This is a genomic window from Bryocella sp., from assembly GCF_058498515.1.
In genome coordinates this window covers 56,021-81,163 of sequence record NZ_JBMHYI010000001.1, presented here as the reverse complement: position 1 = coordinate 81,163, position 25,143 = coordinate 56,021, and the positions used below count along the sequence as shown (strand labels likewise).

Below are 25,143 nucleotides of genomic sequence, written 5' to 3'. Positions count from 1 at the left end.
GCTGTGCTGCGACGAGGCTGCAGGAAGCCTCGGAAGCCCCCGTTTTGTCAGGGCGGGACTTTAGTCCCGCCATAAAGTCCGTGATAGCAATGCGGCTTCAGCCGCCGAGGGAATGCTCGGGACCTCATCAGAACCCCCCTGGACTTACTTCGACGATCGAACCTTGCGTACAGGCTTCTCCATCAGCGCCTGCAGCTCCAGCGCATTCGCCGTCGCATGTCCCAGCGCCGTGTTGTCGAAGATCACCCACGTCTCTGCGGCCCGCGCAGGCTCGCGCAGGTTCTTCGCAAACCCCCGCAGAAACGTCTTCCCGTAATCCGAGTAGTACGTCCGCGGCGCGCCATGCAGGCGGTAGTAGCGCAGACCGGTCCACCCTCCCGGCTCCTTGGCCTTCGCGGATCCCTTGGGCGGATCGGCGGCGACGCGCGCTACGCCAAAGTCCCGCAGCAGCCGGCTGACTTCCGGCGCGAACCAGCTCTCGTGGCGAGGCTCGAGTGCCACCAGTCCGCCACCCGGCGTACCCCCATCCTGCGGGTGTAGCTCCCGCAGCGTCGTCAGAAACTCATGCGCAAGCCCTTCGTCGAACGCAAGCTTTGGCGGCAGCTGCACCAGCAGCGGCCCCAGCTTCTCGCCGAGTCCGGTGGCTTCGCTCAGGAACGTCGCCAGCAGGCCACCTGTACCCGCCAGCTTCGCCTCGTGCGTGATGGTCTTCGGCACCTTCACGCTGAAGCGGAAATCCTCTGGGGTCGAGGCTGCCCATCTCTCCCACGTGCTGCGCCTGTGCGGGCGATGAAAGCTCGAGTTGATCTCCACGCAATGCAGCACCTCCGCACAGCGTTGCAGGTGCGAGCGCTTCGTGCCCTCCACCTCTGCCGCAGGGAACAGCCCCGCATGCTGCTTCGGGATCGTAAAACCAGCGGTGCCAATACGAATGTCGAGGGCCGGGAGCGTCATAAGGAGGAAGATGCCGAAAATAAACGCAAGGAGCGCCAGGATGCGCCACGAATTCCGCGGCGTCCCTTGATGCTCCTTGCATTTGCCTTGCCCTGGACGGCGAACCTACACCGGCTTTGGATTGCGCTCCTGAAACTGCCGCTGATGCCAGTACGGATACGCCAGCGGCCGCTCGCTCGCGGCGTCCAGCTTCGCAATCTGCTCGGTGGTTAGCTTTACATCCACCGTCGCGAGGTTGCCCTTCAGCTGCTCTTCATTGCGAGCACCGATGATCAGCGTCGAGATCGTCGGTCGCGTGAGCAGCCAGGCCAGCGAAATCTGCGGGATCGTCGCCCCGGTTTCTGCCGCGACCTCATCCAGCGCATCGACCACCTTGAACAGGTACTCATCCTCGATCTGCGGTCCAATGTCGGTAGCCAGTTGGTTGTTCAGGCGGCTCGTCTCCGGCTTCGGCGCGCCACGGCGCAGCTTGCCGGTCAATCGTCCCCAGCCCAGCGGCGACCACACCAGCGCACCCACGCCCTGCTCGATGCCCAGCGGCATCAGCTCCCACTCGTAGTCGCGGCCCACCAGCGAGTAGTACACCTGATGCCCAACGTACTTCGACCAGCCATAGCGCTCGGAGACTGTGAGCGACTTCATCAGGTGCCAGCCCGAGAAGTTCGAGCAGGCGATATACCGCACCTTGCCCTGCTGCACCATCAGGTCCAGCGCCGACAGCGTCTCCTCCACCGGCGTAGACGCGTCGAAGCCATGCATGTGGTAGACGTCGATATAGTCTGTGCCCAGCCGCTTCAGCGATCCTTCGACGGCCTGGATCAGGTGGTAGCGCGAACTGCCCACGTTGTTGGGCCCGGTAAAGCCGCCCCGGAACGTGGCCTTGGTCGAGATCAGGATGTCCTCACGCTTGAGGTGTTGCACTGCCGCGCCGAGGATCGTCTCACTGCGGCCATCCGAGTAAATGTCGGCGGTATCGAAGAAGTTGCAGCCGGCCTCCATGCAGAGGTCGATCAGCTTGCGAGCCTCGTCCGCCTCGGTGTTGCCCCAGGCGGCGAAGACCTCATTGCCGGCGCCGAAGGTACCGGTGCCAAAGCACAGCTCAGGAACGCGTAGGCCGGAACGGCCAAGGAATCGATATTGCATAGCGGTAGAGATGCTCCCTCGTACGACGATGATGCGAGCTTAATCGAAGTTCGGCGGGAGTTGCATGAACGGCTTTCGGTATCCCATCAACTACACCAGTGCAGCTCCACCGGTCCCTGCAGCGGGTGCTCGCCCACCCCGCTCAGCCGACGCTGCTTCAGCGCAAAGTACCACTTCGCGGGCTTGTCCGCATCGTCGATCAACATCAACCCCGGGTGCGAGCGCAGGCCCTGTGCCTGCTCCACCATCGTCTGCTGGTCCTGTGCCACGAACTTCGCGCCAAAGTACTTCGCAATCGGCAGCACAAACGGCACGTGATACCCAATGTCCCACGCCGCAACGACATCGATCCGGCAGCTCGTGGGCGTCACCGGAGTCACGGTCGTCAGCGACGCAAACCATCGCTCCACGCCCTTGTCGTTCGTCGCCCGAATGGTCTCGGTGCGCCGGTTAGGCAGCACGAAGTCGATGGTCGTCACCGGCTTGCCAAGGATCTTGTACGGCAGGCTGTTGGAGCTTGGCGCATGCGCACTCATGCGGAAGCCGTCGTTGAAGCCGCGCCGCGAAGCGTCGCTGTCATTCACGATCGGCTCAAAGCGCTTGGTCTTCTCGTGGATGCTCGCCGCCGAGCGCCACCACCACGCGCGATGCACAAACGGCCCATGCGCCGGGTCCATCAGCCCAATGATGCCGTGATCCACGTTGCACGGCAGGTCCGCCTGCAGGTGCGCCGACCGGAACCGGGAGCCGAATTTCGGCAGCTCCGGCACCGCGGGCAGCGCGCTCAAATCGAAGCGCCCCTCCGCATCAAAAGGCAGCCGTCCCGCCCCCGCTTCGGGGACGTACACCCACGCATAGCCATCGCTCTCCACCACGGGGAAGCTGTTAGCAAAAATCTTCGTCGGCTCGAGGATGTCGAACTGCGTCAGCGAGGGAATCTCCTCGCAACGGCCGCTGCAGGGCTCGAACCGCCAGCCGTGGTACTTGCACTGCACCGTCTCGCCATCGAACCACCCCGCGGACAACGGAATGCCCCGGTGCGGACAAAGGTCACGCATCGCGAAGAGGCTGTTGTCCTTCTTCCGGCCCAGCAGCATGGGGATGCCCAGCAACGTGCTCAGCACGGTATCTCCCGCGCGCAGCCGGTCCGCCCGTGTGGCTGGGTACCAGTCGCCAAAGACCATCTCCGCGGGCGGCCCGGTGCGGGCGTCCGGCATGGCCAACATCTCGGCTTGCTCATCGCGCGCGCGGATGGGCCGCATGTTGGCCCACTGGGCTGACGGGTTTCGCACGGCAGTGTTCGCGGGGCCTTTGCCCTTGGCGTCGGAAACAGAACTCATCGCGCCTCTAGTGTACGGGTGCTGGTGCAGGGTGGCAGCTGGGTGCATCGTCTCGCCCACGCTGGCCCGGAGTCCGTGTTCCAGGTCACCGCACCGTGCTTCATGCTGCGCTAGCCAAAACGGATGAGCGCAAATCGCATCCATCCAGCAATCACTATCCGACATCCCATGGAGCAGGGAAATCCCCTTCTACACTGAATGCACATGACCCGCACCCTCGCCAGGCCGCGCTCCACGCTGTTGTGTGTCTTGGTCGCGTGGCTCGCGTTTTACGCCAGCTTCACGCTCTTCACGCCCGCGCTGCTGGACGATGCCGACTCCGTCCACGTCGAGGTCGCCCGCGAAATGCTGCTGCGGGGCAACGGCGTCACGCTCTACGCCAACGGCATCCGCTACCTCGAGAAGGCTCCGGTCCTCTACTGGGCGATGGCCGGAGCCATGCGCGTCGCGCAGATCCTTGGTGCCAGCTCACCACGAGCTCTGGTCGCCGCGGCCCGGCTTCCCCTCGCGCTCTCTGTGTTGGCCCTGGCTCTCCTGGCGGAAGCCTTCGCGCGCAGGCTCTTCCACCGGACGTCCTCAGGTCTCTATGCCGCGCTCATTCTGCTCTCCAGCTTCGGCATCTTCATCTTCACCCGCATCATGATTCCCGATGCGATGGTGTGCCTGTGGCTCGCCCTGGCTCTGTATTTCTTCTGGCTCACCGAGCGCGTCGCGCTCAATCCGAACCTGCTGCACGAGCAGCGCAGGAAGCAGGCCCATCGCCACTGCTGCTTGGGCTTTGCCGTGGCCTGCGCGCTGAACGTGCTCACCAAGGGCCTCATCGGTCTGGTGTTCCCGCTGGCCATCGCCACCATCTACCTTCTGATGACCCGTGGAGTGCGCCGCGCGCTGCGCCGTATCGGCGAGTACCACCTCGCGCACTCGCTCTTCGTCTTCCTCCTCATCGCTGCGCCATGGCACATCCTCGCGGGCCTTGCGAATCCCGCCCAGGGCCATCCCGCATCCTTCCGCTTCGTTCGCGAGTACGTCTTTCCCTTCCACTTCGGCCACTGGATCGTGCCGCTTCCCACGGATGGCAACGTGCGCGGATGGTACTGGTTCTACTTCATGAACGAGCACGTGCTGCGCTACCTGAACCTGCGCGTGCCGCACGACTACGACACCGTCCCACTCGCACTCTTCCTCGGCTTGTGCTTCGTCTGGCTCATGCCGTGGTCGGCGTTTCTTCCGCAGACGTTGCGCTGGGCGCTTCCTGTTCACACGGCCAAGTGGAGAAGCCAGCTGCGCCGCCACGACCTCCCGTTGAAGCAGCGCGGCCAGTTGCTGCTGGTGCTGTGGGCAGCCTTCGTGTTGTTGTTCTTCAGCTTCTCCACGAGGCAGGAGTACTACGTCCTGCCCGCACTGCCCGCGCTCGCCATCCTCATCGGCGGCTGGCTTGGGACCGTCCAGGCGCAACGCTGCGCCAAGGAGACGCCGCGCGATCCGGCACGGCCCGCTCTGATGATCCTCGCGGGCATCGGCTTTGCCTTCGCAGCCGTCACCGTCTATCTCCTGCTGCACACGCGCCAGCCCACGCCCGGCACAGATCTCAGCGACCTGCTCTCGCAGAATCCCGGCGAGTACGCCCTCAGCTTCGGCCACTTCCTGGATCTCGACACCCGCGCTCTCGGGATGTTCCGCGTGCCGCTGGTGCTGGCGGCGTGTGGCCTGCTGCTCGGGCCGGTGCTGGCTCTCATCCTGCGCCGCCGCAAGCATCCGCACACCGCTACGCTGTTGCTCGCCGCTGGAGCCTTCACCTTCCTGCTGGCTGCGCATCTCGGCCTGCGGACGTTCGCTCCCGTGCTCAGCTCGGCGCAGCTCGCGGAGAAGATCGCTCCCCAGATCCATTCCGACGACATCGTCATCCTCCACGGCGAGTATGAGGCTGGCTCCACGCTCGGCTTCTACTTGGGCCGCCCTGCTGGCTACGCCGCCGGTTCGCCCTTCCGCAGGGGCTTCGGCATCGGGCCCCACCTGCTCACCACTCAGCCGATCCTCATCTACGACGGCCGCAGCTCCAACCTCTGGTACGGCAGCTTCTTTCCGGACGCGCCGCGCCTGTTCCTGAGCGCGGATGACCTGGCAAAGGCGTGGACCGGGCCAAATCGCATCTTCATGTGGCAGTCACTTACAGACCCTCCGAATCAGTTACCCTCACTTGCCGGGCCGGTCTATGTCATCGCCCGCTCCGGCGGGAAAGAAATCGTCAGCAACCGTCCAAACCATTAAGCTGATCTAACGACTCGCATCTTCCTATGCCCTGCACCCCCACAGAACTTCGCCACGTCCCGCTCTTCTCCCTCCTCGATGACGACGAGCTCGACGTCCTCGCACAGCAGGTCGAGCTGCGCAACTTTGTCGCGCGCCAGCGTATCTACAAGGCCGGCGAAGAAGCCCTGCGCGCCTTCGTCGTACTCGATGGTTCCGTCACGGTCACGCTGCTCGACGAAGACGGGCAGGAGGTTCCCTTCTCCGAGCCACATCACGGCGACTTCTTCGGCTTCGCCTCGCTACTGGAGAACGTGCCGCACCACACCACAGCCGTCGCACTCGAGCAAACAACCTGCGTCGAGATCGATCGCCACGACATCGAGGTGCTGCTCTCCAAAAAGCCCATGGCCGGCCTCGACATGCTCACGGTGCTCGCCCGCGACATCCACTCCGCGCAGAGCCTCGTGCGCGAGCGCGCCGCCCGCAACCCGGAAGACGTCATCGATGAGAGCGAGACCTTCGGCCAGCGTGTCGCCGATGGCGTCGCCAGTTTCGGAGGCTCGTGGACGTTCATCATCACCTTCGGCGTCACGCTCCTGGGCTACACCGGAGTTTCCATCGCACTGGTCCACTTCCACGGCAGCTCCTGGGACCCGTATCCCTTCATCCTGCTCAACCTGTTCCTCTCGATGCTCGCTTCCATCCAGGCCCCGGTCATCATGATGAGCCAGAACCGCCAGGATGCCCGCGACCGGTTGCGCTCCGAGCACAACTTCGCCGTGAACCGCCGTGCCGAAGCCGAGGTACAAGCCATCACCCGCAAGCTCAACTTCCTCACCGACAAGATGGGGGATGTGGAAGACGAACTCCGCGGAGGCCTCGAACTCCATCGCAAGGAACACCACAGCGGATAGGCGCGTCCACCCTTATCTCGCGGCTGTCTTTCATTGCCGCGATCGTTGGAGCGTCCGCTCCCGCGCCGCGCTCATTGCACCGGAACCAGCTCGCCGTCTTTCAGCCGAAATCGCTCCCCGCGCCACACGATGGTGTTGCTCGCGTAGCTCCACGCCCAGAACAGCAACCCAAAGCAGTCGCGCAGCGGCAGCAGCCAAAGATCGCGCAGCACCTGCTCGTCGCGCAACACACCCACGCCCACCTGCAGCGCCACGGCCACGCGCAGCACCAGCGCCACGCTCAGCACCGTCACGCTCCACAGCGAGCAGCCGGAAGCCAGCACCGTAGCCAGCGCCCACGGCAGCAGGTACGTGAAGCACAGTCCCACGTAGCCAGCTTTGCGAGAATCCCGCACCGCGCGAGCCCACCGCAGCTGGTGCTCGCAGAAGCCGCGGAAGTTATAGGCAGGCAGGCTTGTCGCCACCACCTCGTGGACCAGCTCCACGCGCCAGCCGGCCTTGTGCAGCCGCGCGCCCAGCTCGTAGTCGTCGGCCAGCTGGTTCACCAGCGCCTCAAAGCCACCCATCGTGCCGAGTGCCGTCTTCGTCGTCGCCAGCGTCGATCCAAGACCAAAGCTGATCCCACCCTCGAGCCGCCGCGCCGTCAGCACCCCTGCAAGGAAGTCCGTGGAGATCCCCAGAGCCTCCAGCCGCGACCACAGCGTGGCCCCTGCGCGCCCGAAGTAGGGAACGGTTACCAGCCCCACCTCATGCTGGGCGAAGGGCTTCATCACGTTGGTCAGGTAGTCCGGCCCCACCACAATGTCTGAGTCGTTCACGACGATGTACTCGTACTTCGCCGCGCGCAGCATCTGCACCAGGTTCGAGACCTTGCCATTGCTCCCCAGCCGCTCCGTGCACTCGATCAACTGGATTGGCACCTCGGGATACTCCACCCGCAGCCGCGCGATCGCGCTCACCGCCGGATCCTCCAGCGCGCTGACCCCGAACACCAGCTCGAACATCCCGGGATAGTGCTGCTGGCAATGGCTCACCAGCCCGGCGTACATGCTGGGGTCCAGCCCCTTCACCGGCTTCAGGATCGACACGCCCGGAGCGAACGTCCGCGGCGGCCCTGGTTCCGTCTTCTTCGCATCGCGCAGGAAGGCACGGGCTCCAGCCAACGCCAGCGCGCTGTACGCCACGCCCGCCGCGGTCATCACGCCGGCGGCGGCCTCCACGGTCACTGCAAAAGGATCCATTGCCTCTATGGTCTCACTCCTGCGCGCGACCACAGAGTGACAGCCGTCATCCCAGAGCCCGCGCGAAATTACTCCGGCAGTGTCTCTGCGATCTGCTCCATCAGGTCGAAGGCTTCATCCACGCGGTCTGCAGCGACACTGATCCACACCGGTGCGCTGGCGTCCTCCTCGTCCTGGTCGAGCACATAAGGCAAGCCGTGTTCGTCGAGTGCCCGCTTCACGACAGTCGCCTGCGAAGCGGTGAACTCACCCAGGGGAGCGTAGTCCTCGCCTTCGCCCTGGAGGTGATCCCCCTCGGGCGGCGGAAAGAGGCCCATCGTGCGTTGCAGGAGAGTACGAACCGCGTCGGCATCCTTGCGCTCGACGATGAGTTCCAGCAGAGTGCGCGAGTCCCCACCAACGTAGTTTCTGGTTCGCTCCATGATTCGATGCGGAAGCTCAGCATCGCGCAGCTCGGCGATGGCCTGCGAGGCCTCAAGCCCGTCGCGGAAGGTGATGATGGACTCCTCGCCCGGCTCCAGCTCTTCAGCGACGCCGATGGCGAGCTCGCCTCGAACGGCACTCGACGCCTCGGCTTCCCCAGCAGAAGCAAGCTCCAGACCTCGTGCCTGCATGGTCTTCGCCAGCGCTTGTTGCGCCCGCTCCGTAAGGTCGTCACGCCGGTCATGGAGCTCCAACAGCTCCTCATCGGCCTTCTCTTCGTAGAGGGCAAGCAGCCGTTGCCACTCGCGGTCAGTGTTGATGTCGCTCATTGGTTCCTGTCATTCATTTTCGATTCCCGACGAGCGTATCACCGCGCCCCTCCAGCATCGTTACTGGCTGCTGTTCGGCGTCAGGTTGATCGAGACGCCGCTGACGTCGGTGTCGGCCACGCTCAGCGAGCCCGTGTACTGCTGGTAGGTCACGCCGGAGCTGGTGCTCTGCCCGCCACGGCGCGGCCCTCCCCCTCCCGCCGCGGGGTTGCTGCTGGCCCCGTTGATCGTCAGCGTGTAGCTACCGGAGGGAACGTAGCTGAGCGTGAAGGTTCCGTCCGAGGCAATTCCGGCCGTCCGGTTCAGGCTGCTGTCGCTGGCATCCACCAGCCGCACGCTGCCTGACTGCGGCTCCGGACCCGACGTCGCCCCCACGCGGCCCGTGATGGTGTGCAGCGCCTGCAGGTCGATCACCCACTGCAGGTCATCGCGCTCCTCGCCCTGGTGGATGGTGACCGCCTGCGCCTCCGACCGGCGCAGCTTTCCAGGAGCGTAGATCGTCAGCTGCTGCGTGCGCTGGAAGAAGGTTGCCGATCCCGTATTGGCGGGAGCCTGCAGCGTGACCCGCACCACGTAGGTACCCGGAGCCAGTCCGGTGATGCGGAAGACGCCGCGATCGTCGGAGGCCGCATTGCCCGCTCCCCCAAAGCCCATGCCTCCACCCGGACCACGTCCACCGGCCTGGTTGATGGCGGCCGTCGCGCTGGTCCCGGCGGTAACCATCAGCGCCGTCACCTGCTCCCCCGCAGCGGGGGAGCCATCCTCCCACTGGATCTTGCCCGCGATCGTACCGCCGCGCGTGAGCGACACATTGACCGTAGCCGTGGTTCCAGCCGTCACTCGAGCTACGGGAAGGCCCGCCAGCAGAGCTTGCGCATCGGCTCCGTCTGCCGCGCGGGCCTGCAGAATAGCAGTCTCGCTAATGTACCCCGGAGCCTGACCGGCCACGTAGTAGTCGCCCAGTGCAACGTTGGGGATAGTGAAGTCGCCGTCAAGGTCGGTGCGGCCATTTCCACCCATGCCACCGAAGCCGCTGAAGCCTCCACCAGGCCGGGAGCTGTCCGTGCGCACGGCATCGACGGGCACCAGGACGACTTGTGCGAAGCGCGCGGGCTGCTGCGTATCCCCGAAGACCACCCTGCCGCTCACCGACCCGGTAGGGCCCTGCTGGGTCGACGGCGCAAGCCTCACCGCAGGTGGTGTCGCCTGGGCCGCAGGCGCCTGCGGAGACGCGTCCTGCTGTGCGGCAGCAAACGGCAGGTTGACGAGCCAGCACAGACCGAGGGCCGCAACGCGCAGTGTCGATCGGCTCCGCAAGGGGATCATGACGAACTCCATGGCGCAAGGATGCCATACCAGGCAGGTATAACGTGCGCCCTGCCGGGAGTGACGGTAGCCGCGCGAATAGGTCACCTCTGTCTCGGCCCCGAAAGGCAAGCCCAGGCTTGACGCGAGTCCGGCCAGGGAGCAATCTGCAGATACACACTAAATCCAACGCAACAGGGGAGATCGCCCCATGTCGTCCAACCCGGTCTCGACCCCACCCGAGCAGGTCGAACTAAAGATCGAGCAAATCAAGCAAGGCATGCGCGCCACCTGGATGGCCGGAGACTTCGGCATGGTCGCGAAGACCATAGCGCAGGGTGGGGAAGAATTCATCGCCTCGCTGGCTCTTCCCGCTGTGCCTGCAAAGGTGCTGGACATCGCCACCGGCACAGGCAATCTTGCGCTCCCGCTGGCCCAGCGCGGGTACCAGGTCACTGGCGTCGACATCGCTCCCAACCTGCTCGAGCAGGCCCGTGAACGGGCCGCCGCCGCAGGGCTCGCGATCCAGTTCGACGAAGGCGACGCCGAGGCGCTGCCGTATGCCGACGCTAGCTTCGACGCCGTGGTGACCATGTTCGGCGCGATGTTTGCCCCACGCCCCGAGCTCGTGGCGTCAGAATTCGCCCGCGTGCTCAAGCCCGGTGGCCTGCTTGCGATGGCCAACTGGACCCCCGGCGGCTTCACCGGAAAGATGTTCAAGCTGGGTGCAGCGCATGTGCCGCCGCCTCCCGGTATCCAAGCGCCGGTCCGCTGGGGAGATCCCGCTACCGTGAACGAGCGGCTCCAGGATGGCTTCGACTCCATCGAGACCGAGATTGTCCCCATCGACTTCGACATGCCCACGCCTCCCAGCGGGGCGGTGGACTTCTTCCGCAAGTACTTCGGCCCCACCCAGGTGGCCTTCTCGCGTCTCGACGCCGCCGGCCAGGTCGCGTTCGCCGGCGACCTCACCCACCTCTGGAGCGAAGCCAACGTTAGCGGCGATCCCAATCGCACGCTGGTGAAGAACGAGTACCTCAAAGTCACCGCGCGGCGAAAGTGAGGAACTATACCTTCGTCAACGCCAACTCCGCGCGCACTCGCTGCATGGTCTCGAGGTAAAACGCGAGGTTGTGGATGGAATTCAGCGTCGCGCCCAGCGGCTCATCCGACACATACAGGTGCCGCAGGTACGCCCTGGAGTATCTGCGGCAGGTGGGACAGGGGCAGCCACTATCGATCGGCCCATGGTCCTCCGCATTCTCTACACGCTTGATGTTCCACCGGATCGCCTTGGACGCACGGTCCGCAGGGTTCTCGCGGATGAAGACCAGGCCATGACGGCCAGCGCGCGTGGGCAGCACGCAGTCCATCATGTCCACTCCCATCTTCGCGTACTCCTCAATCTCGTCCGGATAGCCCACGCCCATCACGTAGCGCGGCTTGTCCTTGGGCAGAATCTCCAGTGAGAGCGCGATCATCTCGCGCGTCACCTCACGCGGCTCGCCCACCGCCAGCCCGCCGATCGCGTAGCCCGGAAAATCCATCTCCACCAGCCGCTCCGCCGACTCCCGCCGCAGATCGGGATACATCCCGCCCTGCACAATGCCGAACAGCAGCTGATGCTGGTCGGAGAAGCGGTGGCGATCGTACTGGCGTGCGAATGCGGTTGAGGGCCAAGGGTCAAGGGACGAGGGACAAGAATCGCCTTCCCCCTGGCCCTTGGCGCTTGGCCCTTGGCACTGTTCCGCCCACGGCACCTCGTGCCGATGCTCCTCCCAATACTTCTTCGACCTTGCCGCCCAGTCATGCGTCAATGCCATCGAGTTCCGCGTGCGTTCCCAGCTCGCGGGCGTCTCCACGCACTCGTCGAAGGCCATCATGATGTCCGCACCCAGCGCGATCTGCACCTCCATCGAATGCTCCGGCGAGAAGAAGTGCTTCGAGCCGTCGAGGTGCGACCGGAACTCCACGCCATCCGGCGTGACCTTGCGCAGCTTGCTCAGCGAGAACACCTGGAATCCACCGGAGTCGGTGAGCATGGGCCGCTGCCAGCTCATGAAACGATGCACACCTCCCGCGCGCCGGATGAGCTCATGCCCCGGCCGCAGGTAGAGGTGGTACGTATTCGCCAGGATGATCTCGGCGTTGAGCTGCTCCAGGATGCTCTGCTCGACCGTCTTGACCGTGGCCGCTGTACCGACAGGCATGAAGACGGGAGTCTGCACCTCGCCATGAGGAAGGCGAAGAACGCTGCGGCGGCCGCCTGCGGGCGTGGTGTTTAGAACAGTGAAATCGGGCTGCATCCAGAGTTCATTGTACGGAGCAGAATGAGAGCGGGAGCCGCACCATGTGTCCACGCAGAGACCAACAAGACAAAAAAATCCCCGGAGCGGTGGGGCTCCGGGGTCTCGATGGAGTGCGACGTGAAGATTCAGCGCGAAGCGCCCTTTCGTCAGGCTGGGTCTTGTTCTAGTCGCGCTGCTCGTCTTTCAACTTCTCCTTGTACTTGTCGGCATAGTCCTTGTATTCCTTGCCGAGCCTCTCATACCTTTCCTTGAACTCTGGGGAGTTGAATTGCGTCATGTTGCGCTGCATGTCCCGGCTCATGCGCTCCACGTTCTCCTTGAACTCCTGCGAGTTGAAGTCCTTCATGCGCGCGGCGATGCGGGACTGCGCCTCCGCCAGTCGGGCTCCTGCCTCGGCCATGCGATCGGCATCGATGTGCACATCCAGGCCATCCAGGTGAACCCGCATCGTGTCCAGCCGTGCGGCCAGCGCAGCCATCTCTGGGGCGTCCAGCATCGCCATCGCAGGCCCAAGGTTGATGGAGATGGGTCCCAGGCCCCCGCCCGAATCGTTCCCGTTCTCCTTACGGATGGTGTGGATGAAGGTCAGCTCCCTGGGCTCCGCGGTGATGATCGCGGTCTCACGCATGCCGTCGGTGCGGCGCTTGTTGCAGATGTCGCTCGAGCTGCCGCGCTTCAGGTCGCGGGTATGCACGGAGCAGTGCCAGTCGCCGGTGTTCAGCTTGGCGCGGTACCGGTCGACGGCGGCCATATCGTACATGCCGGGTTTGTCATAGGTGTAGGTGCGGACGACGTTGAGCACCATGGAGTGCGCGCGGTTGGCGTGCGATCCTCCGACCATGCCCAGCGATTCGGGATCCATGCTGATCTCCGTCACATCGCTGGCGTTCTTGGCAAACTCCTCGGTTCCGGCAAAAAGGTCATCCTTGGTATCGCCGGCCTGCCCCATCGCGCCCTCGGGCTGGCCTTCAAAGGCCATGGGCGGCTCAGGCGCCGCAGCGGGGTCCGCGGGAGCAATCGCCATCATCGCCCCAGCCGGCATGGGACGAACGTACACCGTGCGAACCATCCTTGGCGCAACGGGTACCGCCGGCAGAGCAGGCAAAGCCGGAACTGCCGGTATAGCAGGCAGCGCAGGGACTGCGGGTTCTACCTGGGCCATCGCGGCGGCGGTGAAGAGGGTAAGTGCAGCGGTAAGGGCTGCGGCGGGAAGAGCCTGGGTTAGGGAAGTCGTCTTCATCGTAGGTGTCCTTCTGCTGCTGAATGCTCGTTGCTGCTAAATTCCGTCTCGCCTGCGTAGCCTGCAAATCTATTCGCCGGTAAGGGTGATGCCCCGCCGCTGCAGCTCCTCGCGAACGCGCTCCAGGGCCTGGTCGTGAATGCGCGTGGCGGTCTCGAACTCGCGTTCGGCCAGCAGACGGCGCTCATGTTGTTCATGCGCATGCTGCCCCACGAAGACCCCCGCGACCAGCGTCGCCGCAATGGCGCCCGAGGCCCATCCAAGCCACTGGCGGCGCGGCATCACGAACAGCCGCGTTGATTTTGGGGAGGGTCCCGGGGAGCGGCCCGGGACCTCCACGACATGGGCCGTGTCCCCCTTCGCCGCCCGTTCCATGAGTCGGACAGCGAAGCCCTCCGGCGCGTCCACACGCTGCAGTGCGCGCGCCAATTCCTGTTCAAACCCTGTGCCCGTTCCTTGTGCTTCCGTGTTCAACTTTCCAGCTCCTGCAACGACGTCAAACTTCCTGCTCTCGTCAGGCCCATTCATCGCACGTACTCCTTCATCGTCACGGCCGCCTTGCGGCGCAGCAGCTGCAAGCCGCGCTGCAGGTGACTCTTGACCGTCGCCAGCGGTTGACCCAGCAGCGACGCAATCTCTTCGGGCAGCATGTCCTCCTGGTAGCGGAGAACCACCGCGACGCGGAGGTTCTCCGGCAGGGCCCGCAACAGCTCCTCGAGCCTTGCTTCCACCTGCGGCCCAACTCCCGCCGCGCCGTCTGCCAGCGGCGCGCTGTGGACCTCATCCATCCACTCGTCGGCATCCGCTTCCGGCTGTCGTTTCTGCCGTCGCAGGGCGTCCGTCGCCCGATGGACGGTAACCCTGCGCAGCCAGAACCGGGCATGGTCTTCTCCGGTAATCCGCTCGCTGCCGCGGTAAAGCTCAAGGAATACGTCCTGCGCGACCTCTTCGGCCGTGCCGTATTCGCCCGTGACACGCAACGCAAGGGAAAACACCATGCGCTGGTGCTGCTCCACCAGTCTTCGAAACTCGCCGCTCTCTATGGCCATCCTGCCCGCTCATCTTCCTATACGACCAGGAGCCCGTTCAAGAATGCAAAAAGTTTGTGCGACGAGCCTGGCTCCGGACGTCCTCCCGTAACCCGCAGAAAACAAAAGACCGCCCCCTGAGGCGGTCTTTCGGTGCGATTAGGTCGGCACCTACTTCTCCAACAACGCCACAGCCTCGGGAATCGTCAGGTTCGCGTCGAGGTACTGGAACTCCGACCTCGAGACATCCGTGCTCTTGGCGATCGTCTTGAACAGCAGCGCATGGCCACGAATGTCCGTGTGAACGCGGGTCGTGCGCCAGCGGCCATCCTCATCCGCGCGGTCGCTGGAAAAATTGCTGCCTGCCCGGATATTGATCAGCCCCAGCCCCAGGTTCACGTCCTGCGCCAGCTTGCCTTCGATGTGCACCAGTCGCATGTCCTTCGCATCGATCGTCAGCCAGCCGCTCATGCCGTGGAGCACATGTTCCTCCATGCCGGAGGGCGAATACGCGGGGTTGGGCTTGAAGTCCATGTGCCACACACCATCGTTTAGCGCCACGTTTTCCAGGATGAATCCTCGGGGTAGCCCATCCAGCATCTGGCGCGCATGCTGCTCATCGTTCTTCTGCGCCGCTTCTGCGCGCTCGAACGCCTCCGGGTCGCCGGCGATCGCATCCAGCCGCTTCCGCTCGGCGGCCAAACGCTCCGGGCTCAGCGGCCGGCCATCCTCCGCCAGCAGCTTACGGATCTTGCCCTTGCCGGTCTCGACGACGCGCTCGGTCCACAGATGCCCGCCGGTGCGGTCGGAGCGCTCCTCGCTCAGGTATTCGTAGCGGTCTGTGTGCGGCAGCTGCTCGCGCTGCAGCATGTCATTCATCAACTGAATGGGCGTGTGCGGCGCGCTCGACTGGTCCAGGGGCACCGCCGCGCGCGGAGCAGCCGCGAAGGCCGACAGCGCGACCCCAACTACCACCCTGTGAACTACCCGCGCTCGATGAGTGCTTTGCATTCCCCACACGCTCCCAATGATCAGCGGCACGCCACATGCCGAAACTCGAATTGCCCAACACTCCTGCGATGCTCCCGGAGGGATCCGCCGCCGCCTGAAGTGAGAAGAGTTTCCTCTAGATTAGACGTTCCGGGGTCGATTCGGAGTGCCTCGCCAGCCAATCGCGGCGGCGCTGCCGCCACCAGGCCACCGGCGCCACGGCGAACAGGGTTGTCCACAGCGCCGTCCCGGCCGTCATCTCGTAGTCCTTCGACGCCTGAAGGCCGTCGGCGAGGGGCATAAGCATCAGGGCGCAAAAGGCGAACAAAACCAGGGCGATGGCCATCGCAACCCAGTGCAGCCTGCGCCGGCCCAGCAGAGCGTCGATCGAAACGCCCGCAAACCACCACGCCGGCAACGAGTACAGCGGAAAGGCCAGGGCGCGCCAGCTGAAGAGCTCCAGCGCCTCGGGATGCCAGCTCTCCGGCCACGTCGAACCCAGCGAGGTAAGAAATTCAACGAGCAGTCCTGGCAGGTTGACCGTCGTCAGGAGCCGTCCGCGCCAATCCATCGCAACTTCCAGCTGCTGGCTCGCGACCTCCTGCGGCTTCACATCGAGCTGCTGTTCCCGCGCGCTGGTTACGGGGGGCCGCTGGTCCTGCTCGGCGTCCGCGAGGAAGCCATAGTAGATGAGCGAGACCGGGATGAGTGCAAGAAACACCCACAGCACGAGGTCAAGCGCGGGCAGCAGCAGCGAAAATGGAAGACGGAACGCCCGCATCTTCGCAGCATAGATGATGCAGTCGACAGACGACGGAGAACTCCCGAAGCAGAAGCATGAGACTCGACGAAGCACTGAACGAAGCCGCAGCCACCATCACGCGGCGTGACGCCGAAGTGCTGGCGCAGCACATCCTCGGGAGAGATCGCGCATGGCTGCTGGCCCATCCCGAAGCCGAGCTGCGCGAAGAAGAGGCCGCGCGCCTTCGAGCCTTGGCCGTCCGCCGTGCTGCGCAAGAACCGCTGCAACACCTCACCGGAGTGCAGGAGTTCTTCGGCCGCATGTTCGTGGTGAGCCCCGATGTACTAATTCCTCGACCCGAGACGGAGCTGCTGGTCGAGGCCGTCCTGGAGTGGATCCGCAGCCGTGCGCTGACCTCGCCCCGAATTCTCGACGTCGGCGCAGGCTCCGGAGCCATCTCGGTAACGCTCGCCCTCGAGCTTCCGCAGGCCAGTGTGACGGCGGTGGATCTCTCCCCCGCGGCGCTTGCAGTGGCCGAACGCAATGCGAAACGCCTGGGCGCCGCGATCCGTTTCCTTCAGTCAGACCTGCTGGCCGCTCTTGATTCGAACACCTTCGACGTCATCGTCTCCAACCCGCCCTACATCCCGTTGGCCGATGCTCTAACGCTCGCGCGGGAGGTCGTCGCCCACGAGCCGCATCTCGCACTCTTCGCCGGAGATGGCCTCGAGGTCTATCGCAGGCTGATTCCGCAGGCGCACACCGCGCTTGTCTCCGGGGGCCTGCTGGCGATGGAGTTCGGCTTCGGCCAGCGCGAATCCCTGCGCGATCTCTTCACCGCCCAGACTCCCCACGATGCCGCCGCCGCATGGGGCGAGCCCCGTTTTCTCGACGACTACGCTGGGATCCCGCGCATGGTGCTGGCGGAGAAACGAGAAAGCCCCGTTTCGTAGGGATGGACAAAACCTTGGTGCATCCGCCACACCATCAGGATGGCAATCCCCACGGCCAGCGCTGATTCCGCCACGCCGACCGGCCAGTCGCGGCCGACCTTGCCGGCTCCCCACATGCGCAGCCGATAGCCTCCCAGCGTGCCGAGGACCGCACCGATCACGCCACAGAGGATGCCACCAGCCAGCGGCTCGTTCAACGCATGCCAGGCCAGGCTCGCACTGAGCGCTCCAAACACGATTCGGGCGGCGAACGGGAACGGCGTCTTTCGGCTCGGAGTCTGCGGCAGAATGTCAGCCACCCACTCGCCCACAGCACAGAGGGTGAAGATGATCACCGCGGGCAGCGTCCCCGCCCACGCGCCCCAACCCTCCTGGGGCAGGTAGCCGAGCCACGCAGCCCAGCAAACGACCGCGATCGGGGTCATCGTCCGCATCCCGTTCGCGATACCAAGAAAGAGAACATCCAGCATGCTGAATCCTTAGGGCAGCCGCCTCCAGCCTCACCACACAGGCGATGGGCGTCCCGGCCACGTTACGGCGGGATGGCAGCCATACAAACCGACGCTACCTGTGAGCAGGCGCGCTAGGCAAGCTAAGGATGTGTAGCCGCGTACGCGCGCCAGTCCTTCAGCGCCTTGGCGAGCCCGATGATCGCGAACGAGGGCATGCAGATCGAGATGAGGCTGATGCGCCACAGGCCACCGCCGCTGGCATTGTGGAAGATCGCGAAGAACAGCACAATCGGCAGCACCAGCCCGGCGATCACGCCCAGCGCAATGTACCCGAAGCACCGTGCGAGCACCTTCGCCTTGTCGCTGGCTCCCATGCCGTCAGTCATGCGAGACGCTCCTCTCCACCGGCCGATCCATCAGCCGGACCCAAACAGCCTGAGGATAGCGTCCCACCTCGCGTGGAGCGATCCCACCTTCGTGGCGATGCTCCCTCACGCTGGAGCGCTACGCGCGCAGGTAGCCGTACAGCGGGAACTGCTCGGCAAGCTCCGCGACGCGCCCGCGAATCTCCTCCAGCTTGTCCGCGTTCCCCCGGTTCTCGAGCGCCTCCACGATCCACGCGGCGATGGTCTTCATCTCCGCTTCCTTCATCCCGCGCGTGGTCAGCGCCGGCGTTCCCAGGCGGATGCCCGAAGGCTTCAGCGGAGGATTCACGTCGAAGGGAATCGCATTCTTGTTCACCGTGATCCCAGCCGCGCCCAGTGCTACCTCAGCCTCGGAGCCCAGCATGCCGCGCTGGAAGACATCGACCAGCAGCACATGCGTGTCCGTTCCGCCGGACACCACGCGGAACCCATGCTCCTGGATCTCCGCTGCCAGGGTCTTCGCATTCGCGACCACCTGCGCGGCATAAGTCTTGAACTCCGGCTGCAGTGCTTCACCGAAAGCAACCGCCTTGGCTGCGACGATATGCACCAGCGGCCCACCCTGCTGGCCCGGAAACACCGAGCGGTCGACACCCGCGGCAAACTCCTGGTTGCACAGGATCAGGCCGGAGCGCGGTCCGCGCAGCGTCTTGTGCGTCGTGCTGGTCACCATGTGCGCATGTGGCACCGGCGAGGGATGCGCTCCGCCCGCCACCAGGCCCGCAAAGTGCGCCATGTCCACCATGAAGTATGCGCCCACCTTGTCGGCGATCTCGCGCATCCGGGCGAAGTCGAAGATGCGCGGGTAAGCCGAGCCTCCACCGACGATAATCTTGGGCTTCACCTCAATCGCCTGGGCCTCGAGCGCGTCGTAGTCGATCGTCTCCGTATCCTTGCGCACCTGGTAGCCGGCGATCTTGTAGAGCTTGCCCGAAAAGTTGAGCTTGTGGCCGTGGGTCAGGTGGCCGCCGTGCGCCAGGTCGAGCCCCAGGAGGGTGTCACCGGGGTTCAGCAGCGTCATGTAGGCCGCCGCGTTGGCCTGCGAGCCCGAGTGCGGCTGCACGTTGACATGCTCGGCGCCGAAGATCTGCTTGGCGCGGTCACGGGCCAGGTTTTCGACGACGTCTGCATACTCGCAGCCGCCGTAGTACCGCTTGCCGGGATATCCCTCGGCGTACTTGTTGGTGAAGACCGTACCTGCGGCCTCGAGCACCGCGCGCGAGACGAAGTTCTCGCTGGCAATCATCTCCAGACCTTCGTGCTGGCGCAGGACTTCCTTCTCAACGAGGGAGAAGATCTCCGGATCTTCAACAGCGAGCGGGGCGTTCAGATCAATCGGCATACATCCGAGATTTTACTCGCCCCCGCGTGGGTCGTCTGCGTGTGAACCCTGCGGCGGTCTCGGACAGTCGGGGAGAGCCAATGCCGGGCCTCTGCCGCCTTGGTGGGATTCACGCCCACTAGCGTTATTGCCGATTCTGATTCTGGGAATGTGCGGCAGGGAACACCCCGATTTCCACGCCACCCCAGGAGAGGAGACGACGATGGCTGACCAGATGCTGCACTTTCCAGCACGCTCCTCGTCCGCTCTGGACCCTCTCTTGGAGGACGCGGCGCTGACCTCCGACGCTGCAGTCGTGCCGCCGCCCCCTACACCAGCGATTCCACTCGCGCCAGCGCGTTATCGCGGGCTTTTCCTGGTCAAGGGAGAACGCCTTGGGAACGACGTTTCCCCCGCGAGCATGCACGGCTCGGCAATCTCGCAGACCCGAATAATTGTGGCTCAGGTAGAGCAGGAGATTGCGGCAATCGCCGCGCGGCGGCAAGCGGAACGCTTTGGCCGCGTGCATCCGATGCCTGCGGCGGATAGAGCCCGTGACTCGCGCCGCGATACCCCGTGGGCCGTACTGGTACGCCTGCTGCGCACGATGAAGCGCGACTAAGGAGCGTTCCAGCCTCACGACGGCAGCACCGGCTCCCACCTTCGTGGCATGACGATCGTACTCCCCCGAGGTCAGCGTCTCCGAGCCAAAGTGTGATGGCCGCAGCGTCTTACGTGCAGGATACTTTGCCTTGCCGAACCTCACGCGCAGCGCGGCTTCGCGAGGTTCCTTGGAGCTGAACCATGTATGACCTGTTCCTCTGCACCATCTTCGTCGCGATGATCACGGTGCCCTGCGTCTACACGCTGGTCCAGGGCGATAAGTAGGCTTCGCGCCGAATCAGCCCTGCGTTTCGCGCGCCAGCCGCCGGAACTCCCGCCACACGAACGACCCCATCCACCATCCATCCATGTACTTGTAGGGAAACTCTCCGGTCACATAGTGCCCGCAGGGGAGTTCCTTCGCTACATAGTCGATATGGTGCGCGTCGAAGTTGCGCAGTACGTCCAGCGAGAACTCGTGCAGGAACGTCAGGTCGTACTTTGCATGGATGACCAGCGTCCGCCGCTTGGCGTCCGCAAACTGATTCATGAAGCTCATCGGGCTGATACCGGTGAACAGCTCCCGCGTGGTGTCCTGCGTGAGACCCGCATGATCCAGTGCCGCACGCACGTGCCGCGTGCTCTGCCCCGTATACACCACATCGCCGAACCACGTCGACGCATGGTTGAACGCACAGATACGGATGCGCGGATCCATCGCCGCGGCGACGAAGGCGTAGCAACTGCCCAGGCTCGTGCCCAGCACGCCAAACTGCTCATAGCCCTGCGCCGACAGCCAGTCGACGCACGAACGGATATCCGCCACCGCCTGCCGACACGCGGCGATCGTGCGCCCGACATTGGCGCTCACGGCGTAGTCGGATCGCTCCAGCTCCTCCGGCCGCCGGATGTCATGGTACGGCTTCGAGAGCCGCAACGACGCCACCCCGAACTTCTGGAAGATCTCGCACAACGCATTGTGCGAGAACGCATCGGCGTTCCACTGCGGCATCACAATGATGGCCTGCTTCGGCCGTCTGGGCCCTTGGCCCTGATCCCTGGACCCTTGCTCTTCATACCACCGCGCATTGACCAGGTCGTTTTCCGGGTACGGCGTGCGCACCGGAGAGGTGAAGCGCAGGAACGGCTCGCGCCGCAGCTCGCCAACCTCGGCCCGCCGATGCCACTCGCGCTCGGCCTCCAACGTCTCCGGCCTCACATTGGTCGGGAACAGTTCCGGGTGCCGCATCTCCAGCCGGAAGTCGGTGGGCTCGGCGTAGTCGAAGAAGCTGTGCGGGTCGGCCACGATGCGCCGATTGATCGCAATCATCGCATCGAACGCGGTCAGCTCGCCCCGCGCCACCCGCTCCGCGGCCTCGGAGCCGCCAAAATCGGCCAGATGATCGAATCCCCACTCCAGTGGGCGCTCGATGCGATTCTCATCGCGCGTCGTTAGCGCGGTCTCCCAGGCGTACATCCACCTGGCATAAAGCCCCATATGCATTCATCCAGTTTAACGCCCGCAGGATGACGGCGAAGTTGCAATCGCCGATTGTCGCGCCACTGGGATCTGGGATCTGGCAACTCGCAGCTCAAAACCCCGAGCTCCCAGCTCGATCACGCTTTGTTTACACCACCAGCAAGTGCTTCGCCCGGATCCCGCAAAGAATCTCGTAGCTGATCGTCCCCGCCCACTCCGCATGGTCGTCGGCCGTCACGCCCTCACCCAGCAGCGTCACCTCCGTGCCCACCGCAGCCTCCGGGATCTCCGTCACATCCACCAGCGTGAGATTCATCGACACCCGACCTAGCACATACGCCTGCTTGCCGCCGATCATCACCCAGCCCCGCTGCCAGTCCGGCGGAGCGGCAGACGAGGCCGACCGCCGAAACCCATCCGAGTAGCCAATGGGCAGCAGCGCCGTGCGCATGGGGCCATGCGCCATGAAGCTGGAGCTGTAACCCACATGCTCGCCCGCGGAGAGCTCTCGCAGCGCCATGATGCGCGTCTTCCACGTCAGCACGGGCTGCAGCTGCGACGCCACCGCGCCCTCGATGGGCAAGGCTTCCCCTTGCTCGTCGCGCTCATTCTCAATCGGAAGGATGTATCCATACAGCGCAATCCCAGGCCGCACCATCGGCTGGATGCCGAACTGTGCACACGTCTCGCGCAGCCACCGCAGCGTAGAGCCTTCATCGATCGCCGAGCTATTCGCCAGGTGCAGATACTCAGGATGCAGCCCCGCAGCCAGCACCTGCTGCAGCGCAGCCGCAAAGCGCTCGCGCTGCTTCTCCGTGAAACGTCCCCGCTCCACCTGCGAGTTCGCCAGGTGCGTCATCAGGCCTTCGAGCATCAGCCAGCGGGAAGCCTTCAACTGCGCAAGAACCGCGGCCAGTTCCTCTCCCGGAGCCGCTCCCTGCCGAGCCATGCCGGTGTCGATCTCCAGATGAATAGACACCGGCTGCCGCGTCGCTGCAGCCGCTTCTTCCAGTGCGCTGAGCTGCCCCGCTGTCCAGACGATGGGAGTAAGCCTGTGCTCGAGCACTGCCGCCGCATCGTCCAGCTCGATGCCGCTCATGATCAGGATGGCCGGCTCCGTGAGCCCGCCCTCGATCCGTAGCCGCGCCGCTTCCTCGACGTCTGCCACGCCCAGCATCGTCGCGCCGGCGTCCACCAGCACGCGGCCGCAGAGCACCGCATCGTGCCCATAAGCGTTCGCCTTGATGACGCCCAGCGCGACCACGCCTTCACCCACCGCCGTCTTCAGCGCAAGGTAGTTGGCACGCAGCCGCGCACCGGAGATCTCAATCCAGGACTTCATGCTTTCCCTCGACGTTGATTATCGAGGATGGAGCCAGTGCGTAGTGAAGGGGATGAGTGAGGAAGGGTGACGCTGCCGCACTTCCTATTCACTTCTCACTTTTCACTATTCACTGTCTTACCGAAAGCTCCACTGCCGCACCGGGCCCACATCCACGTGCACGAACTGGCTGACGGGGTAGTAACCCACGCCGCCCTCGTGCAGGCTCAGCGCCACGTCGCGCAGCGTCTTGGTCGTCACACCCGGAATACGGATATCAATCGCCTTCGACAGCATGTGCTGCGAGTGCTCGGCAACACCCGTCTGCGCCGCGGCCACCCGGCCGCCCAGCGTGCGCAGGAAGCTGTTGGACTGCGGCGTGCGATAGCCGCAGACGATGTCGATCTCGCCGTTAGGCTTATGCAGCCGCCCCAGCAGATCATGCAGCAGGTCGAACTCCTTCGGATCGTAGGCCGCGGTGTCCTGCGTGCGATGGTCACGGAGGAAGTGGTTCAGCTTCTCCATCGCGTCGGGAAGGTACTCATCGCCGATGCGGTAGACCACATCCAGGCTCTCGCCCGTGTGCAGGTGGTGCAGGTGCAGCTCATAGCGCGTCGCGCCGGGATGCCTGGTCTGGGAGATCGAGGAATCAGCCAGGGGTGCATTCGGGGAAGCGCCGCAAGCGGGTTGGAGGAGAAACAATCCGCCAAGGACGAAGGCTGCCATGAAAGGAGCCACGCGAAGAAGGCAGGAGCGGAGGGAAGTAATCGGGGCCGGGAAAAACATTGACGAAGCAGTCTCCAGGGAGGGAGCCGGTGCGGGCGTGCAGCCTCGGCTTCGGATTCGGACAGGCAAATCGGAATTGCCAATCGTCATTTCTATCTACTGATTCTATCGGACAGATTGCCTCCGGCTATCACCTGTCCGGGTAATTCCTTTGTCATTGGAGGTACCCAGGCAACCCCAGGCACGATTCCTGACAAATGTCAGTGATTGCGGCCCATTTCCCCGGTTAGGATCGTTTTCAACAACTTCAAAGGAGACCCGCGCATGGCAGGATCTGCGGCAGGAACAGGATTTCTGGGCGGGGCGCCCCCCGCGGCAACGGTCGCTGGCCCGCTGCGCACCGGGAGCGCTGGTGTACCGTGGTACCTCTGGGTTGGCGTGATCGCCGTGACCTCAGCCTCCATCGGCGGCTCGTGGGACGTCTCCTGGCACCGCTCCATCGGCCGCGACACCTTCTGGACCCCCGCACACATGGCCATCTACCTCTGCGGCGTGCTGGCGGGAATCGTCGGTATGGTGCTGGTCACACGCGCCACCTTCGGCCGCAGCGCCGGAGCCGCCGAGCTCCGCTCCGAGTCGGTAAGCGTCTTCGGCCTGCGCGCCCCGCTGGGCGTCTTCCTCGCCGGCTGGGGTGGCGTGGCCATGCTCACCTCCGCGCCCTTCGACAACTGGTGGCACAACGCCTACGGGCTCGACGTCAAGATCGTCTCGCCGCCGCACACGCTGCTCATTCTTGGCATCCGCGCGGTCAGCCTCGGCATGATGTTCCTGATCCTCGCAGCCATGAACCGCGCCGCGCTCACGCAGACTTCGCTCTTCCCGAAGCTGCAGAAGCTCTTCCTCTACCTCGGCGGCATTGCGGTCGTCGGGCAGATGTTCTTCGTGCAGGAGTACACCTGGGACATCGTGCTGCACCAGGGCGTGGCCTACGTCGCGCTCGGGATCGCCGTCCCGGTGATCCTCGCGCTGCTGTGGCAGGCCTCGCGCTACCCGTGGGCCGCGACGGTGTGCTGCTCCATCTACATGGTCTTCCTCATCGGCGAGATCCTCCTGTTCCCGCTCTTCCCGGCGCAGCCCAAACTCGGCCCGGTGTACTTCCCGGTCACGCACCTCGTGCCGGCAAAATTCCCCGTCCTTTTGCTCCCCGCCGCCATCGCGCTCGATCTCCTCTGGCAGCGCACCACGACTTGGAAGCTGTGGCAGATCGCCATCGCCTCGGGCCTCCTCTTCATGCTGGTCCTCGCGCCCATCGAGTGGAACTTCGCCAACTTCCTCCTCTCGCACCACGCCGACAACCGCTTCTTCGGCTCGGCGTACTTCGACTACACCGCCCGTCCCGGAGGCTACGAGCGCACGCGCCGGTTCTTCAAACCCGCATGGGGTGTCCCACTGTTCCGCGGCCTCAGCATCGCAACCCTCTGCGCGATGGCCTCTTCCTGGATCGGCCTGGCCTTTGGCCGCTGGATGCGCGGGGTGCAGCGATGAGCGTTTCGACAAAGTCAGCCGTCACGCGCATCCGCTCTCGGTATCTGCCGCGCGGGGTGCAGCGATGAGGAACAGGCCACCGTCTCTGCTTTGTCAGGGCGGGGCTTCA

General features: G+C 64.6%; 24 protein-coding genes. 6 read left to right on the top strand and 18 right to left on the bottom strand.

What is annotated here, in order from left to right:
- Nucleotides 1-144: 144 nt before the first annotated feature.
- From AC5E6W_RS00360 to AC5E6W_RS00350, 3 genes are all read right to left on the bottom strand, one after another.
- The gene (locus AC5E6W_RS00360; RefSeq protein ID WP_491750262.1) at nucleotides 145-954 is read right to left on the bottom strand and encodes a DUF72 domain-containing protein; all 810 of its coding nucleotides are present in this window, start codon (nucleotides 952-954) and stop codon (nucleotides 145-147) included.
- A gap of 105 nt (nucleotides 955-1,059) precedes the next feature.
- The gene (locus tag AC5E6W_RS00355) at nucleotides 1,060-2,097 is read right to left on the bottom strand and encodes an aldo/keto reductase (RefSeq protein WP_491750261.1); all 1,038 of its coding nucleotides are present in this window, start codon (nucleotides 2,095-2,097) and stop codon (nucleotides 1,060-1,062) included.
- 86 nt (nucleotides 2,098-2,183) lie between these two features.
- Nucleotides 2,184-3,323: a Rieske 2Fe-2S domain-containing protein gene (locus AC5E6W_RS00350; RefSeq protein WP_491750271.1), complete on the bottom strand. Its 1,140-nt coding sequence runs from the start codon at nucleotides 3,321-3,323 to the stop codon at nucleotides 2,184-2,186.
- A 318-nt stretch (nucleotides 3,324-3,641) separates the two neighbouring features.
- On the opposite strand from AC5E6W_RS00350, the gene AC5E6W_RS00345 reads away from it, so the two are divergent.
- A complete protein-coding gene (locus AC5E6W_RS00345) occupies nucleotides 3,642-5,705 on the top strand; it encodes an ArnT family glycosyltransferase (RefSeq protein WP_491750260.1) in 2,064 nt (687 codons plus the stop codon).
- Nucleotides 5,706-5,731: 26 nt separating this feature from the next.
- Nucleotides 5,732-6,601 (top strand): DUF1003 domain-containing protein, encoded by an 870-nt coding sequence (locus AC5E6W_RS00340; protein ID WP_491750259.1) that lies wholly within the window; start codon nucleotides 5,732-5,734, stop codon nucleotides 6,599-6,601.
- A 71-nt stretch (nucleotides 6,602-6,672) separates the two neighbouring features.
- Here AC5E6W_RS00340 and hpnI read toward each other — a convergent pair whose 3' ends face one another.
- From hpnI to AC5E6W_RS00325, 3 genes are all read right to left on the bottom strand, one after another.
- Nucleotides 6,673-7,842 carry a bacteriohopanetetrol glucosamine biosynthesis glycosyltransferase HpnI gene (gene hpnI, locus AC5E6W_RS00335; protein WP_491750258.1) on the bottom strand — a complete coding sequence of 390 codons (1,170 nt, stop codon included), beginning with the start codon at nucleotides 7,840-7,842 and terminating at the stop codon, nucleotides 6,673-6,675.
- 68 nt (nucleotides 7,843-7,910) lie between these two features.
- On the bottom strand, nucleotides 7,911-8,594 hold the full coding sequence (locus AC5E6W_RS00330; protein ID WP_491750257.1) for a hypothetical protein: 684 nt from the start codon (nucleotides 8,592-8,594) through the stop codon (nucleotides 7,911-7,913).
- A 60-nt stretch (nucleotides 8,595-8,654) separates the two neighbouring features.
- Nucleotides 8,655-9,920, bottom strand: a complete 1,266-nt coding sequence (locus tag AC5E6W_RS00325) for a carboxypeptidase-like regulatory domain-containing protein (RefSeq protein ID WP_491750256.1) — start codon at nucleotides 9,918-9,920, stop codon at nucleotides 8,655-8,657.
- 190 nt (nucleotides 9,921-10,110) lie between these two features.
- On the opposite strand from AC5E6W_RS00325, the gene AC5E6W_RS00320 reads away from it, so the two are divergent.
- Nucleotides 10,111-10,962 (top strand): class I SAM-dependent methyltransferase, encoded by an 852-nt coding sequence (locus AC5E6W_RS00320; protein ID WP_491750255.1) that lies wholly within the window; start codon nucleotides 10,111-10,113, stop codon nucleotides 10,960-10,962.
- A gap of 4 nt (nucleotides 10,963-10,966) precedes the next feature.
- On the opposite strand, the gene AC5E6W_RS00315 is transcribed toward AC5E6W_RS00320, so the two are convergent.
- From AC5E6W_RS00315 to AC5E6W_RS00290, 6 genes are all read right to left on the bottom strand, one after another.
- On the bottom strand, nucleotides 10,967-12,205 hold the full coding sequence (locus AC5E6W_RS00315) for a tRNA guanosine(34) transglycosylase Tgt (RefSeq protein WP_491750254.1): 1,239 nt from the start codon (nucleotides 12,203-12,205) through the stop codon (nucleotides 10,967-10,969).
- 166 nt (nucleotides 12,206-12,371) lie between these two features.
- The gene (locus tag AC5E6W_RS00310) at nucleotides 12,372-13,448 is read right to left on the bottom strand and encodes an HMG-box domain-containing protein (protein WP_491750253.1); all 1,077 of its coding nucleotides are present in this window, start codon (nucleotides 13,446-13,448) and stop codon (nucleotides 12,372-12,374) included.
- Between the two features lie 69 nt (nucleotides 13,449-13,517).
- Nucleotides 13,518-13,922, bottom strand: coding sequence for a hypothetical protein (locus tag AC5E6W_RS00305; RefSeq protein ID WP_491750252.1), 405 nt, complete (start codon nucleotides 13,920-13,922; stop codon nucleotides 13,518-13,520).
- A gap of 50 nt (nucleotides 13,923-13,972) precedes the next feature.
- On the bottom strand, nucleotides 13,973-14,497 hold the full coding sequence (locus AC5E6W_RS00300; RefSeq protein WP_491750251.1) for an RNA polymerase sigma factor: 525 nt from the start codon (nucleotides 14,495-14,497) through the stop codon (nucleotides 13,973-13,975).
- Nucleotides 14,498-14,647: 150 nt separating this feature from the next.
- Nucleotides 14,648-15,451 (bottom strand): hypothetical protein, encoded by an 804-nt coding sequence (locus AC5E6W_RS00295; RefSeq protein ID WP_491750250.1) that lies wholly within the window; start codon nucleotides 15,449-15,451, stop codon nucleotides 14,648-14,650.
- Between the two features lie 151 nt (nucleotides 15,452-15,602).
- Nucleotides 15,603-16,247 carry a hypothetical protein gene (locus AC5E6W_RS00290; RefSeq protein WP_491750249.1) on the bottom strand — a complete coding sequence of 215 codons (645 nt, stop codon included), beginning with the start codon at nucleotides 16,245-16,247 and terminating at the stop codon, nucleotides 15,603-15,605.
- Between the two features lie 56 nt (nucleotides 16,248-16,303).
- On the opposite strand from AC5E6W_RS00290, the gene prmC reads away from it, so the two are divergent.
- Nucleotides 16,304-17,161, top strand: a complete 858-nt coding sequence (gene prmC / locus AC5E6W_RS00285; RefSeq protein ID WP_491750248.1) for a peptide chain release factor N(5)-glutamine methyltransferase — start codon at nucleotides 16,304-16,306, stop codon at nucleotides 17,159-17,161.
- On the opposite strand, the gene AC5E6W_RS00280 is transcribed toward prmC, so the two are convergent.
- From AC5E6W_RS00280 to glyA, 3 genes are all read right to left on the bottom strand, one after another.
- Nucleotides 17,104-17,631, bottom strand: a complete 528-nt coding sequence (locus AC5E6W_RS00280) for a DUF4126 domain-containing protein (protein WP_491750247.1) — start codon at nucleotides 17,629-17,631, stop codon at nucleotides 17,104-17,106. The genes prmC and AC5E6W_RS00280 overlap by 58 nt on opposite strands.
- A 122-nt stretch (nucleotides 17,632-17,753) precedes the next feature.
- Nucleotides 17,754-17,999, bottom strand: coding sequence for a hypothetical protein (locus tag AC5E6W_RS00275; protein ID WP_491750246.1), 246 nt, complete (start codon nucleotides 17,997-17,999; stop codon nucleotides 17,754-17,756).
- Between the two features lie 118 nt (nucleotides 18,000-18,117).
- Nucleotides 18,118-19,380, bottom strand: coding sequence for a serine hydroxymethyltransferase (glyA, locus tag AC5E6W_RS00270; protein WP_491750245.1), 1,263 nt, complete (start codon nucleotides 19,378-19,380; stop codon nucleotides 18,118-18,120).
- A gap of 202 nt (nucleotides 19,381-19,582) precedes the next feature.
- Between glyA and AC5E6W_RS00265 the strand changes: the two genes are divergently transcribed.
- Entirely contained in the window at nucleotides 19,583-19,981 is a 399-nt protein-coding gene (locus AC5E6W_RS00265) for a hypothetical protein (protein ID WP_491750244.1), read from the top strand.
- 279 nt (nucleotides 19,982-20,260) lie between these two features.
- Here AC5E6W_RS00265 and AC5E6W_RS00260 read toward each other — a convergent pair whose 3' ends face one another.
- The 3 genes from AC5E6W_RS00260 to AC5E6W_RS00250 all read right to left on the bottom strand — a co-directional run bounded on the left by AC5E6W_RS00260 (nucleotide 20,261) and on the right by AC5E6W_RS00250 (nucleotide 23,489).
- On the bottom strand, nucleotides 20,261-21,466 hold the full coding sequence (locus tag AC5E6W_RS00260; RefSeq protein WP_491750243.1) for an alpha/beta hydrolase family protein: 1,206 nt from the start codon (nucleotides 21,464-21,466) through the stop codon (nucleotides 20,261-20,263).
- A 124-nt stretch (nucleotides 21,467-21,590) separates the two neighbouring features.
- Entirely contained in the window at nucleotides 21,591-22,784 is a 1,194-nt protein-coding gene (gene alr, locus AC5E6W_RS00255) for an alanine racemase (protein WP_491750242.1), read from the bottom strand.
- 117 nt (nucleotides 22,785-22,901) lie between these two features.
- Entirely contained in the window at nucleotides 22,902-23,489 is a 588-nt protein-coding gene (locus tag AC5E6W_RS00250; protein ID WP_491750241.1) for a peptidoglycan L,D-endopeptidase MepK, read from the bottom strand.
- Nucleotides 23,490-23,813: 324 nt separating this feature from the next.
- Here AC5E6W_RS00250 and AC5E6W_RS00245 point away from each other — a divergent pair, with 324 nt between their 5' ends.
- Complete coding sequence (locus tag AC5E6W_RS00245) at nucleotides 23,814-25,034, top strand: hypothetical protein (protein WP_491750240.1); 1,221 nt, start codon at nucleotides 23,814-23,816, stop codon at nucleotides 25,032-25,034.
- Nucleotides 25,035-25,143 lie beyond the last annotated feature (109 nt).